This window comes from Achromobacter sp. AONIH1, from assembly GCF_002902905.1.
In the GTDB taxonomy this organism is placed as follows: domain Bacteria; phylum Pseudomonadota; class Gammaproteobacteria; order Burkholderiales; family Burkholderiaceae_B; genus Achromobacter.
Genome location: NZ_CP026124.1, coordinates 1,902,885 through 1,916,351, shown reverse-complemented (window position 1 = coordinate 1,916,351; position 13,467 = coordinate 1,902,885). Strand labels below are relative to the sequence as shown.

Genomic DNA, 13,467 nt, shown 5'->3' with positions numbered 1-13,467 from the left:
GGCGGACCGGGTCATGACGCGTAGCGCTCCGCCGTCAGGCCTTCCATGTCCACCTCCGGCGGCCGGCCGGCGACGATGTCGGCCACAATCTTGCCCGTTCCGCATGCCTGCGTCCAGCCATTGGAGCCGTGGCCGCAGTCCAGGAACAGGTTGTCGTAGCGCGTCCGGCCCAGGATGGCCGGGCCGTCCGGTGTCATCGGCCGCAACCCGGCCCAGGGCTGGGCCCGGTCCAGCGCGATGCCCTGTGGAAACCACTCGCGCACCACGGACGTCAGGAACGCCACCCGCCCCGCGTCCACCTCCAAGCCATAACCCTTCAATTCGGCCATGCCCGCGGCCCGGATCCGCGAGCCCAGCCGCGAGATCATCACCTTGTTGTGCTCATCCATGATGGCGGCCTGCGGCGCGCGACCCGCATCGGTCACGTCGGCGGTAATGGAATAGCCCTTGAGCGGATAGATGGGCAGCGTCATCCCCAGCGGTCGCAGCAGGAAGGGGCTTTGACCGCCCAGCGCCACCACATAGGCATCGGCCGTCAGCGTGCCCTGATCCGTCTCGACGCCGGCAATGCGTCCTCCCTGCCCGGCCAGGCGCCGGATCTGGACCCCATAGCGGAAGTCCACGCCCTGACCTTGCAGGTAGGCGCTCATCCCGGTGGCGAACTTGTAGCTGTCGCCGGAGCCGTCCGCCGGCAGGAACAGCGCGCCCGCGATGGACGCGCGCGTGTGCGCCAGCGCCGGCTCGACGCTGGCCGCGTCGGCCCCCTCGAGGAAACGCCACGGCACTTCGAATTCATCCAGCGCGCGGGTGATGCCGGGAACCGCCTTCAGGCCGGCCTCGTCGCGGAACAGTTGCAGCGTGCCATCCTGATGGAAATCGAAATCGATGGGCAGTCCCGCGCCGGCGATCTCCTTCAGGCAGGCAAAGCTGTAGTGCGCCACCCGCTGCATGCGCAGCTTGTTGACGCGAAATCGCTCGGCATTGCACTGCCCCATCCAGCGCGCCAGCCAGGCCAGCTTGCGCGGCTCGGGCGACAGCGAGAAACGGATGGCAGAATTGCGCTGCAGGGACATCTTCAGCACCTTGCCGATCATGCCCGGTGCGGCCCAGGGCCCGGCGAAGCTGGGGCACAGCCCGCCCGCGTTGCCGAAGCTGGTCTCGCGCGCGGCGGCCGGCTGGCGGTCCGCCACGACGACCTCATGCCCGTCCCGCCACAGATAGTAGGCCGCCGCCACACCCGCGACGCCAGCGCCCAACACCAGCACTTTCATGAATGTCCTTTCCTCGTCCTCAATGTCGCACCATCATCCTCGGCACGGTGTCCGCCCCGATCCTGCCAAGAAAACGGCAATGCTGGCGCCACCGGGCACTGCGCCCCCCCGGCACGGCCGCCCCCAATCGGGGCCGCGCGGATCCGGCTCCGCCGGTCCGCCACCGGCGCCCCCTGGGGGGAAGCGCGCAGCGCTTCGGGGGGGACCTAGACCTAATACACTCCGGGATAGCCACCGCCGTCGAGCAGGATGTTCTGCGCGGTCAGATAGCCGGCCTGGGCGGAACAAACATAGGCGCACAAAGCGCCCAGCTCTTCGGGCTCGCCATAGCGGCCCGCCGGATTGGAACGCCCGCGCTCGTCCCAGACCTGCTCGAAGCTCTTGCCCGGGAACTGGTCCATCATGCCCCGGATGTGGCGGGCCTGCGCGTCGGTGGCGAAAACGCCCGGCAGCAGGTTGTTGATGGTGACGTTGTGCCGCACGGTCTGGCGCGCGACGCCGCCGACGAAACCGATCAAGCCGGAGCGCGCGCCATTGGACAGACCCAGCTCGGCGTGCGGCGCCTTGACGCTGCGCGACACGATGTTGACGATGCGCCCGAAGCGGCGCTCGACCATGCCGTCGACCACGCGCCGGATCATGTCGATGGGACCGAGCATCATGGCGTCCAGGGCGGCGACCCAGTCCTCGTGCGACCAGTCGCGGAAATCTCCGGGCAGCGGCCCATCGGCGTTGTTGATCAGGATGTCCGGATGCGGGCAGGCGGCGATGGCCGCGTCGCGTCCGGCCGGCTGCGTCAGGTCGGCCGAGACCCAGCCCACGCCAATGCCGGTTTCGCGCGCGATCTCGGCGGCGGCCTGTTCCAGCCGCTCGGGATTGCGCGCCGCGATCGTCACGGACACGCCCTCGCGCGCCAGTTGCTGCGCGCAGGCGCGCCCCATGCCACGGCTGCCGCCGAACACCAGCGCCGTCCTGCCCTTGATTCCCAGATCCATGCTTTCCCCTTGCCGGTCCATGCCGCATCGCCTGTCTGGCGGGCTTGCTGCATGGCCGGCTGTCTGCGGCCGAAGCCAATCAGTATAGGAGCGCGCCCCCGCGGACGGCGTGGAATTTTTTTCTAATCTTCGCCGCCTCATCCGCCGATTTGGCAAAGGCATTCCAGCCCGAATCCCTAAGATGAAGGTCTGTCCACACCGCGACCGATCCCATGTCCGACGTCCAAACTGCCTGCCCCGATCTGCGCACGCTGTGCGAGTCGGTTCAAACCGCGCAGATGAACGCGGCCCGCGCGCTGCTGCGCGACCTGGCCTCCAGCGTCGCCAGCGCCAATGGCATCCTGCAGGGCCTGCCCGACGCGCTGCGCGCCGGCCGTGCCGAATCCTACATGCGGCACATCGCCTACGCGGATCCGCACGGCGCCTTCACCATCGCCTACCTGGTCTGGCGCCAGGGGCAGTTCAGTCCCGTGCATGGCCACAAGACCTGGTGCACCTATCAGGTTTTGCAGGGCGAGCTGTCCGAAACCCACTACCGCTGGGACGCGGAGGCATCCGCCGCCATTGCTTGCGGCGGAACCACGCGCCGGCCGGGCGACATCGTCACGGCCACGCAGGGCCTGCACCAGATCCACAGGCTGGGCAACGCCAGTCCCGAAGTCGCCATCTCGCTGCACATCTACGGCGTCGATCAGGCCGATATCTGCAGCGGCGTGAATCATCTGATCGACAAGGTGCTGGACGCGTCGCCCAGGCGCTGATTCCGCCGAACGCCTTCCTCGCACGCAGGCGGTCTTGCCGCCTGGCCCATGCCCGCAAGGCGCCACGCCCGGGCAGGACGTTCCCGCCCAGCCCGATGTCCGCGCATCACCCCATCCACTGACTGACCGGCGCCGCCGCATCCTGCAGCGGCTGTGCCAGCACGTCGATCAGGGCCGGGCCATCATGCGCCAGCGCGGCCTTGATCGCCGCGTCCAGCTTGGCCGGATCTTCCACCCGCCATGCCTTCACGCCATAGGCTTCGGCAATGCGGGCGTGGTCGGTGCGATCGAAATCCACGCTGTAGTAGCGCTTGTCGTAGCCGGCCTTCTGGCTGGCCTTGATCCAGCCATAGACCGAATTCGAGAACACCACCATCAGCAGCGGCGCCTTGTGTCGCACGATGGTTTCCAGTTCACCGACCGTGAAGCCAAAGCTGCCGTCGCCCATGACCGCGACGCACTTGGACTGCGGCCGCCCCACCCACGCGCCCATGGCGGCCGACATGGAAAAGCCCAGCGCCCCGTGCGCGCGGTTGGTGATGAAGTGACGGCCGGGACGCGACACGTCGTAGTACGCCGAGAAATACGGGCACGGCGTGCCAGGATCGGCGCAGACCACCGCGTCGTCCGGCAGCAGGCGGTTCAGCGACTGCACCACGCGCTCGGGACGGATCGGCGTATCCAGGCTGGCGGCCAGCGTCTCCAGCTGTTCGCGCCGCGCCTGCTTCGCCCGGCCGGCCAGCACCGAGCCGTCGACCGCGTCGGCGGGTCGATGCGCCAGGCGTTCACGCACCTCGACGGCCAGGGCCTCCAGTGCCAGCCGGGCATCGCCCACCATGCCGACTTCGGTGCGGTAGTTGGCGCCGATCACCGAGGGATCCACGTCGATGTGCAGGATCGGCACGTCACGACTCGGAAAGCGCCAGTGCTCGGTGGACGTGGAGCCCGCGCGGCAACCCACGAACAGCACGGCGTCGGCGGCGGCCACCACATCGCGCGTGGCCATGACGCCGCCGTTGGAACCGACCACGCCGGCGTTGAGCGGATGCGTGTCGGCCAGGCTGCCCTGCCCGCTGACCGTCAGGCAGACGGCCGCCTTCAGCATCTCCGCCAGATCCTGCAAGGCGGCGCTGGCGCCGGCTATGACCACGCCGCCGCCGCAGATGATGACGGGCGAACGCGCGCCGGCCAGCCGCTGCGCGGCCCGCACCACGTCGGCGGGGTCCGGCGCGCAACGCATGGCCGGATAGCTGCCGTGCTCGGGCTGCGCCCAGATGTCGGCCGCATCCACCTGCTGCTTCATCACGTCATAGGGAAAGCAAAGGTGGGCCGCGCCCGGCTTGCCGGAGGTCATGTGGCGGAAGGCCGCGCGCACCATGCCCGGGATCTGGTCGGCGCGGTCGATCGTGCGGTTCCATTTGGTCAACGGACGGTACAGCGCCTCCTGGTCCAGCTCGGTCAGCGGATACTTGCCGCGCGAGCCGACCGCCACGTCCGACGTGATGCCCAGCACGGGCACCGACGACTCGTTGGCCTCCACCAGGCCGGGCAGCAGATAGGTCGCGCCGCCGCCGCTGGGGCCTTCGCATACGCCCACCTTGCCGGTCACCCGGGCGTAGGCGTCGGCCATGTAGCCGGCGCTGCGTTCGTCGCGCGTGAGGATGTGGCGCATGCCGTGGTCGAGCCGGTACAAGGCGTCATAGAACGGCAGGCTGGTATCGCCGCACAGGCCAAAAATATGCTGGACGCCGTTGTGCTGCAGCATGCGCACCATCGCTTCCGCGCCGGTCAGGGTATTCATATCGTCTCCGTGCTTGCTTGACGCTGGGGGGCGGCCCGCCGGGCCGCCGGCGCGTCAGTTTTCGAGGTTGATGTTGCTGGTCTTGATGAAGGCGTTCCAACGTTCGTACTCGGCCTTCACATAGGCATCCAGCGCAGGGCCGTCGGAGGCCACGATCTCGAAGCCCGCCTCGCCCAATTTCCTGCGGACGTCCGGGTCGGCCAGCACGGCCTTGAAATCGCGGGTCAGCTTCTTGATCGTGGCATCGGGCGTGCCCTTGGGCGCGAACATGCCGCTCCATGAGTAGGCGACAAATCCGGGAAAACCGGACTCCGCCACGGTAGGGACGCTGGGCAGGTCGGCCAGCCTTTTTTCGCCGGCGACCGCCAGCGGCTTGATCTTGCCCGCCTGAATCTGGCCACGCAGCGCGGCGAAGCTGAGCCAGGTCATGTTGGCCTGACCGCCCACCACGGCCTGGATCGCTGGTCCGCCGCCGCCATAAGGCACGTGCAACAGTTCCACCTTGGACAGGCGCTTGAGCTCTTCGGGGGCCAGGTGATTGAGCGACCCCACGCCGGTCGACGCGTAGTTGTAGCGATTGGCCGGCTGCCTGGCTGCGGCGGCCAGGAAGTCCTTCAGGTTGTCGCCGGGCACGGACGGATTGGCGCCCAGCACCAGCGGGAAGCGCACGGTCTGTGTGATGGCGACGAAGTCCTTGAAGGTGTCATAGGGCAGCTTGGGTTTCACGGCGGGATTGATGCCGTGATTGTCGAAGCTCACCAGCAGCGTGTTGCCATCGGGTTCGGCCCGGGCCACGAAGGCCGTGGCGATCTGACTGGCGGCGCCCGGTCGATTTTCGACCACGACCGCACGCCCGCCCAGTTCCTGCGACAGGCGCGGCTGCAGGATGCGCGCCAGGATATCGGTGCTGCCGCCCGGCGGATACGGCACCACCAGGATCAACGGCCGCTCTTCGGCCGCCGCGTCGGCCGCCATCCCCAGGCCGCCTATCGCCGCCACCGCGCAGGCCATGGCCAGCGCGCGTCTGTACAACGTATGGATCATCGGTGTTCCCCTGTTGTGGTGTCGGCCTGCGCTGCCTGCGCGGGGTCGGCCTGGTCCCGCATGTAGATGTTGGAAAAACCCGTGCGTATCACGTCGGTGATCTGGTCCAGGCGGCGGCCGATGTGCGCCCCCATCATCGCGGGCAAGGCCTCGATGTCGCGGCGTTCCAGCGCCTGCACGATGCGCATGTGCTCGGCCTGCGTGTGCGCGCGGCGCCCTTGCTGCATGTCGATCCAGCGTACGAAATGGATGCGGGCATTCACGCTTTCCAGCGCGCGCACGAATTCCTCGTTGCGCGAGTAACGCGCCAGCATCAGGTGGAAGGCCTCGTCCAGCTCCAGCAGGCGCGTGGCCTCGCTGTCTTCCGGCACGTCGCGCGAACGCTCGACGAAGGCCCGCAGTTCGGCCAGCTCCGCATCGCTGGCGCGTTCGCAGGCCGCGCGCACGATGCCGGACTCCAGCACGGCGCGGTACTCATACAGCGAATGGATCTGCTTGGCGTCCAGCAGCCGGGCGATGAAGCCCCGGTTGACCGCCCGGGTCAGGAAGCCTTCCACCATCAACTGGTTGAGCACCTCGCGCAAGGGCGTGCGGCTGACGTTCAGGCGCCGGGCCAGTTCAACCTCGTTGATGCGCTCGCCGGGCTTGAAGTCGAAACGCACCGCCATCGCCTTGACGGTGTTGTAAAGCTCTGCCTGGCCTTCGGAGGTGCGGGACGCGAGGCGGGTCTGCGTCATGGTCGGGTCTCCGGCGCCGCGCGCCTTGGGATCAAAGTGCATACTAAAGTGCATACACTTTGACCGACAACCCGGGTTTGCCCGGACGGTAGCGCACAGGAATGCGGCCGGATCACCCGGCGTGCGGTGGCCAGAACGATCCGACGGCCGAAGGCTGGCCGATCAGAGAGAAAACATGCGGGAAGGAAATGCAGTTGGACGCCAACGGCGCCCGGGGATCAGAGCCCGGTATCCAACGCGTAATGCGCGCCGTCCCGGTTCTCCAGGGTCAAGGCCGACAGAGTCGGCTGCGCGGCTTGCGGGTCCTCGCTGACATGGATCCGCAGATTGGCCAGCGGCACGTCCCAGCCGCCGTCCTTGCCAGCTTGCGCGGTCACGCCGGCGACCAGCGCCAGGCGTTGCGCGGCGGCATGGGCGTCGGCCGCGCGGGCATCGATGCGCAGCAGGCTGCGCGCGCCATTGGGGTGGGACATCAAGGCCGGCGACCAGACGCATTCGGGCGTCAGGTGACGACAGAAATACATGCGGATGCCGGGCAAGGGCTGCTCGGCGAAGCGCACGGTATGGAAGCGCGCGGTGACTTCACGTCCGTCCAACAGAGCGGGACGGCTGAGTTCCTGCACCGGATTGACGGCAAAGCCGGCGGCGCGCAGCCGCTCGTAGGTGGCTTCGGCGTCGTGTGTGCGGAAGACCAGGGCTTCCAGCCCAAACGGCGAACCGGCGATTTCCTTGCGCGCCGGCGGCGCGCCGGGCGGCCAGCCCAGCAACTCGATGTACGTGCCCTCGAGCACGATCAGGCGGTTGCACGACCCCAGGTTGTGCACCCCCTTGTCGCTCAGGTGAAAGCCCTGGCGCTCGAAATGCGGCGCCAGCGCATCCAGCCGGTCGCGCACCATGACCACGGCGTGGTCGAATTCGGTGCGGCCGACTGCATGCAGCATGGTCTCAGGCTCCGCTCAGACCAGCTTGCCGTGGCACTGCTTGTACTTCTTGCCGCTGCCGCAGGGGCAGGGATCGTTGCGGCCGACCTTCGGCAGCACGTTGCGCACCGGCTGGGCGCCGCTGTCGTCGGCGGAACTGGCCAGCGCCTCGTCGTAGTCGGAGTGGTGGTACTGCACGTTCTGCACGTGCGGCTGCGCCGCTTCGGCCTCGGCCTGCTCAACCTGCTCCTGCGACTGCACCCGCACCGTCATCAGCACCCGCACCACATCGTCGCGGATGCGGTCCAGCATGCCGGAGAACAGCTCGAAGGCTTCGCGCTTGTATTCCTGCTTGGGGTTCTTCTGTGCGTAGCCGCGCAGATGGATGCCCTGGCGCAGGTAATCCAGCGAGGACAGGTGCTCGCGCCAGTGCGTGTCGATGGCCTGCAGCATGATCGAGCGCTCGAACTGCGACCACGATTCCGTGCCCACCTGCTCGACCTTAGCCGTGTAGTTCTGGCGCGCGGCGGCGACCACGCGTTCGCGCAGGTCCTCGTCGGTGATGTTCGGCTCTTTCTCGAGCATCTCGGTCAGCGGCAGCTGGATCTGCCAGTCGGCTTCCAGCGCCTTCTGCAGGGCCGGCACGTCCCACTGCTCTTCCACCGATTCCGGCGGCACGAAGGTGTTGAACATCTCCGTGACGGCGGCGTCGCGCAGGTTCTCGACCATCGCGCCCACGCTGGCGGCTTCGAGCACTTCGTTGCGCTGCGAGTACAGCACCTTGCGCTGGTCGTTGGCGACGTCGTCGTACTCGAGCAGCTGCTTGCGGATGTCGAAGTTGCGGCCTTCGACCTTGCGCTGCGCGGTCTCGATGGAACGCGTCACCATGCCGGCCTCGATGGGCTCGCCCTCGGGCAGCTTCAGGCGTTCCATGATGGCGCGCACGCGATCGCCGGCGAAGATGCGCATCAGCGGATCTTCCAGCGACAGGTAGAAACGCGAAGAACCCGGGTCGCCCTGGCGACCGGCGCGGCCGCGCAGCTGGTTGTCGATGCGGCGCGACTCATGGCGCTCGGTGCCGATGATGCGCAGGCCGCCGGCAGCCTTGACCTGCTCGTTCAGCGGCTTCCACTCGGAACGCACCTTCTCGATGCGCAGCGTCTTCTCGGTTTCCGTCAGCGACTCGTCGGCGCGGATCAGGTCGATCTGCTTGTCCGCGCTGCCGCCCAGCACGATGTCGGTGCCGCGGCCCGCCATGTTCGTGGCGATGGTGATGTGGCCCGGCTTGCCGGCCTCGGCGACGATCTCGGCTTCGCGCGCGTGCTGCTTGGCGTTGAGCACTTCGTGCTTGAGCTTGGCCTTCTGCAGCAGGCCGGCCAGCAGCTCGGAATTCTCGATGCTGGTCGTACCCACCAGCACGGGCTGGCCGCGCTCGTGGCAGTCGCGGATGTCGTTGAGGATGGCGTTGTACTTTTCCTCGTTGGTCTTGAAGACCTGATCGTTCTGGTCCTTGCGGACCATGGGCTTGTTGGTCGGGATGATGACCGTTTCGAGCCCGTAGATTTCCTGGAATTCGTACGCTTCCGTGTCGGCCGTGCCGGTCATGCCGGACAGCTTCTCGTACATGCGGAAATAGTTCTGGAAGGTGATCGAGGCCAGCGTCTGGTTCTCGTGCTGGATCTTCACGCCTTCCTTGGCCTCGACGGCCTGGTGCAGGCCGTCCGACCAGCGGCGGCCGACCATCAGGCGGCCGGTGAATTCGTCGACGATGACCACTTCGCCGTCCTGGACCACGTACTGCTGGTCGCGGAAGAACAGCGTGTTGGCGCGCAGCGCCACCATCAGGTGATGCATCAGCGCGATATGGCGCGGATCGTACAGCGACTCGCCCTCGGGCAGGATGCCCAGGCGCGCCAGGATGCCCTCGGCATTGACGTGGCCGGCTTCCGACAGGTAGACCTGCTGGCTCTTTTCATCGACCCAGTAGTCGCCTTCGGGTTCCGGCTCCTGCGGCTTGGGCTCGGTGGCCATGCGCTTGAGCAGCGGCGGCACCGCGTTCATGCGGATGTAGAGCTCGGTGTGGTCTTCGGCCTGGCCGGAGATGATCAGCGGCGTGCGCGCCTCGTCGATCAGGATGGAGTCCACTTCGTCGACGATCGCGTAGGCCAGCGCGCGCTGGCGGCGGTCCTCGACGCGGTACTCCATGTTGTCGCGCAGATAGTCGAAGCCGAATTCGTTATTGGTGCCGTAGGTGATGTCGGCGGCGTAGGCGGCCTTCTTTTCCTCGTTCGGCTGCTGCGGCACGACCACGCCCGTGGACATGCCCAGGAAGCGGTACAGGCGTCCCATCCAGTCAGCGTCGCGGCGGGCCAGGTAGTCGTTGACCGTGACCACGTGCACGCCCTTGCCGGCGATCGCGTTCAGGTAGACCGGCAGCGTGGCCATCAGCGTCTTGCCTTCGCCCGTGCGCATTTCGGCGATCTTGCCGCTGTGCAGGACGATGCCGCCCAGCATCTGCACGTCGAAATGACGCATGCCGAACACCCGCTTGCCGGCTTCGCGTACCACGGCGAAGGCTTCGGGCAGCAGGTCGTCCAGCGACGTGCCCTGGGCATGGCGGGAACGGAATTCGTCGGTCTTGGCCGCCAGTTCCGCGTCGGAAAGCGCGGCGATCTTGGACTCCAGTCCATTGATCTGGGTTACCAGCTTGCGATACTGCTTAAGCAGCCGATCGTTGCGGCTACCTATGAGTTTTTTGAGCAGAGAAACCATGCGTGTGTCGGCCGCACAGGCCACGCCGCGGCCATGCAGGCCTGGGCAGCGTCACCCGTGACTTTATGTTATTGGTTGAGCGGGGGTCCGCCGGGAAACGAACCAGTTTAACGCACCTGCGGCGTAATAGCCTGGAACTATGATCAGGCCATCACGCTTGCAGCCAGCGGCGGGATCAGCGCGTGGCGCTGTCCGTGCCGGCCGCGCGGGCCATGGCCGGCGGAGCGTTCTGCTGCGGCCCCAGGAACAGGCGCGGATCCAGCGGCTGGCCGGCCAGCCGCACCTCGAAGTGCAGGTGCGGACCGGTGGAACGTCCGGTGCTGCCGACGCGGGCGATCTGCTGGCCGCGATCGACCAGCTGCCCCTGCTTGACCAGCAGCGACGAGGCGTGCGCGTAGCGGGTGATCAGGCCGTCGCCATGGTCGATCTCGACCATGTTGCCGTAGCCCGGATGGAACTTGGACTCCAGCACCACGCCACCCGACGCGGCAAGAATGGGCGTGCCCGGCGGCGCGGAGAAGTCCAGCCCTTCGTGCAGCGCCGAGCGGCCCGTGACCGGGTTGCGGCGCCAACCGTAGGACGAACTCAAATAAGGATAGTCGGTGATGGGCATGGCGGTCGGCATGCGCGCCTGGTCCGCCGAACGCTGCGTCAACGCGGCGTCCAGCAGCTTCAGGTTGTCGGACTGCTGCGCCAGCCTGACCTGGATGTCGTCCAGCTGCCGGCCCAGTTCCTCGGCCGAGGCGGCCGTGGGCGGCGTCTGGTCGGTGAACAGCTCGTCCATGACGCCCGAGGCCTCGGGCTGGGTCGACACGCTCGGCTGCGCCGAGGCAAGCTGCTTGGCCAGCTCGGGATCGGTATAGGCCACGCCCGCCACCTTGGCCACGCGCTGGCCCAATCCGTCGATGCTGACCAGCTTGGCCTGGAGCGTTCCGATCTTCGCCGCCAGCAGATTCATGTTGCCGCGCAGGAAATCGGCATCGCGCCCGGTGTCCTCGGCCAGCGGCCAGCCCACGGCGCGCACGGCCGGCATGTCGGAAGTGAAGTATCGTTGGATGGCGGCGCCGAAAATGGCCGCCGTGACCAGCGCGCCCCCAAGAAACAAGGCCAGGTGCGCCCCGCCGAGGGTGAAATGCCCGTCCCGCCCGTCGCGGGCGTGCATAATCACGATTTTCAAGGTTGTGCTTCCTAATTCTAGAGACGGCATGAATAGACCCACTTCATTCCGCCAACGTTCCAATTCCAGCCGGCGAGGGGAAAATACCGCCCTGGGATGGCTGGGTCATGACATGCGGGGCGCCGGCGTCCTGGCGACTGCCCGCAAGCACTTGCAAATTCAGTACGCGGTGGCGGCGCTGTTGCCGGCCCCGCTGGGCTCCGTCTGCCAGGTAGGCAAGCTGGAAAACCAGCGCCTGCTGCTGGTTGTGCCCGGTCCCGCCCATGCCGCGAAGCTGCGTCAATTGGCTCCGCGCATCGCGCAAAGCCTGGCGGACCAAGGCTGGAACCTTAACGAAATTGCCGTGAAGGTACAAGCCGGCCTGCCCAAGCCCGGCGCCCGTCAACCGAAGCCGCCGAAAGAAGCGCAACCCCTGGGCGATACCGCCCTGGGCGCGTTCGAGACCTTGCACCACAATTTGCGGCCCGGCCCGCTGGCCGATGCCGTGGCGAAGCTGCTGAAGCACCACAAAGAGTAGCCGAAACCCGCGGGCTTTGCCCGCCCCGTCCCCGCACCATGGAACCCGGCGGTCCTGATAATCGGGGACAGCCTTCTCGCGTTGATGCCGGGCAAACAATGCAGGGACCCGTCGCGCCAGCGCCGCGCAAGTCTGCGCGTCACCCGCCCAGGCGCGCGGCGCCTTTCATAAGTGCATCCAGCCACGGAAAGGTTCCCGGTTGGGATGCACGCAATGCAGTGGCTGGCCAGACCTCAGGGAATGATCAGCGCCGGCCAGGCCATGCGAGTAGGGGCGGCTCGAATGCGGACGGCCTAAATGACAAGGCCGTCCCTGGGACGGCCCGCATCGGATTGGTCCGAGAAAACCAGCCTCAGGCCAGCTTCCACTCGTGACGGAAGGCCTGCGGCGCCTCAGCCTGGGATTCGTAGGTGATCAATTCCCACGCGTCCTGCTGCGCCAGCAGCGCGCGCGCCAGCTGGTTATTCAGTCCGTGTCCGGACTTGCAAGCCACGTAGCGGGCCACCAGCGGCTTGCCCAGCAGATACAGGTCGCCGATGGCGTCCAGGATCTTGTGCTTCACGAATTCGTCGTCGTAACGCAGCCCGTCGCTGTTGAGCACGCGGTACTCGTCCATAACGATGGCATTGTCCAGGCTGCCGCCGCGGGCCAGGCCCATCGAGCGCAGCGCCTCGACTTCGTTGACGAAGCCGAAGGTGCGTGCGCGAGCGATCTCGCGCACGTAGGAATGGGTGGCGAAGTCGATCTCGGCGAAATTGGCCGTGGAGTCGATCGCGGGATGGCGAAAATCGATCGAGAACGCCAGCGCGAAGCCGTCATGCGGTTCGAGGCGGGCCCATTTCTCGTTGCGGCCTTCACCCTCGCGGACTTCGACGGGCTTGAGCACGCGGATGAATTGCTTGGGCGCGTTCTGTTCGACGATGCCGGCCGAGCGCAGCAGGTAGACGAACGTGGCCGCGCTGCCGTCCATGATGGGGACTTCTTCGGCGGTCAGGTCGACATGCAGGTTGTCGATGCCCAGGCCGGCCAGCGCCGACATGAGATGCTCCACCGTGGAAACGCGGACATTGCCTTGTTGCAGCACCGACGCCATGCGAGTGTCGCCCACGCCGGCGGCTTGCGCGGGCAGGTCCACGACCTCGGGCAGGTCGACGCGGTGAAATACGATCCCGGTGTTGGGTTGTGCCGGGCGCAGGGTGAGCTCTACCCGCCGTCCGGAGTGGACGCCGACGCCTGTCGTGCGGACGAGATTCTGAATGCTGCGCTGTCGGAACATGACAATAAGGGATATTTAAGCCAGGAAGCTAGCAAGATGACACGCATATTGCCGGCATAACCGACGTATTGTAACTCTGTCCGATCCTTGACGCCAACGGCGGCGTCCGAATCGACCGGTAAAACCGTCCCTTTTTGATGCCGCGCAAAGGAAACGCGGACCGCTCCGCCTCCGGCCCACCCGCGGGGACAGGCGG

Annotated in this window: 11 protein-coding genes; 2 read left to right on the top strand and 9 right to left on the bottom strand. The window is 67.0% G+C overall.

The genetic code is table 11. From position 1 onward, the window contains the following. Positions 1-11 precede the first annotated feature (11 nt). Both C2U31_RS08845 and C2U31_RS08840 read right to left on the bottom strand, forming a co-directional pair. Positions 12-1,271 (bottom strand): D-amino acid dehydrogenase, encoded by a 1,260-nt coding sequence (locus C2U31_RS08845; RefSeq protein ID WP_103272505.1) that lies wholly within the window; start codon positions 1,269-1,271, stop codon positions 12-14. 212 nt (positions 1,272-1,483) lie between these two features. Further along, positions 1,484-2,266: an SDR family oxidoreductase gene (locus C2U31_RS08840; protein WP_103276317.1), complete on the bottom strand. Its 783-nt coding sequence runs from the start codon at positions 2,264-2,266 to the stop codon at positions 1,484-1,486. 212 nt (positions 2,267-2,478) lie between these two features. Between C2U31_RS08840 and C2U31_RS08835 the strand changes: the two genes are divergently transcribed. Then, entirely contained in the window at positions 2,479-3,027 is a 549-nt protein-coding gene (locus C2U31_RS08835) for a cysteine dioxygenase family protein (protein ID WP_103272504.1), read from the top strand. Between the two features lie 106 nt (positions 3,028-3,133). On the opposite strand, the gene C2U31_RS08830 is transcribed toward C2U31_RS08835, so the two are convergent. From C2U31_RS08830 to C2U31_RS08805, 6 genes are all read right to left on the bottom strand, one after another. Then, positions 3,134-4,828: a thiamine pyrophosphate-binding protein gene (locus tag C2U31_RS08830; RefSeq protein ID WP_103272503.1), complete on the bottom strand. Its 1,695-nt coding sequence runs from the start codon at positions 4,826-4,828 to the stop codon at positions 3,134-3,136. Between the two features lie 54 nt (positions 4,829-4,882). Then, complete coding sequence (locus C2U31_RS08825; protein WP_103272502.1) at positions 4,883-5,872, bottom strand: tripartite tricarboxylate transporter substrate binding protein; 990 nt, start codon at positions 5,870-5,872, stop codon at positions 4,883-4,885. Continuing rightward, positions 5,869-6,609: a GntR family transcriptional regulator gene (locus tag C2U31_RS08820; protein WP_103276316.1), complete on the bottom strand. Its 741-nt coding sequence runs from the start codon at positions 6,607-6,609 to the stop codon at positions 5,869-5,871. Before C2U31_RS08820 ends, C2U31_RS08825 begins: the two co-directional genes overlap by 4 nt. 218 nt (positions 6,610-6,827) lie before the next feature. After that, entirely contained in the window at positions 6,828-7,550 is a 723-nt protein-coding gene (locus C2U31_RS08815) for a VOC family protein (protein WP_103272501.1), read from the bottom strand. 15 nt (positions 7,551-7,565) lie between these two features. Further along, a complete protein-coding gene (gene secA / locus C2U31_RS08810) occupies positions 7,566-10,301 on the bottom strand; it encodes a preprotein translocase subunit SecA (RefSeq protein ID WP_103272500.1) in 2,736 nt (911 codons plus the stop codon). A 175-nt stretch (positions 10,302-10,476) separates the two neighbouring features. Continuing rightward, entirely contained in the window at positions 10,477-11,463 is a 987-nt protein-coding gene (locus C2U31_RS08805) for a M23 family metallopeptidase (RefSeq protein ID WP_103272499.1), read from the bottom strand. Between the two features lie 127 nt (positions 11,464-11,590). Between C2U31_RS08805 and C2U31_RS08800 the strand changes: the two genes are divergently transcribed. Then, complete coding sequence (locus tag C2U31_RS08800) at positions 11,591-11,995, top strand: flagellar hook-length control protein FliK (protein WP_103272498.1); 405 nt, start codon at positions 11,591-11,593, stop codon at positions 11,993-11,995. Positions 11,996-12,347: 352 nt separating this feature from the next. Here C2U31_RS08800 and lpxC read toward each other — a convergent pair whose 3' ends face one another. Beyond that, positions 12,348-13,271 (bottom strand): UDP-3-O-acyl-N-acetylglucosamine deacetylase, encoded by a 924-nt coding sequence (lpxC, locus tag C2U31_RS08795; RefSeq protein ID WP_103272497.1) that lies wholly within the window; start codon positions 13,269-13,271, stop codon positions 12,348-12,350. Positions 13,272-13,467 lie beyond the last annotated feature (196 nt).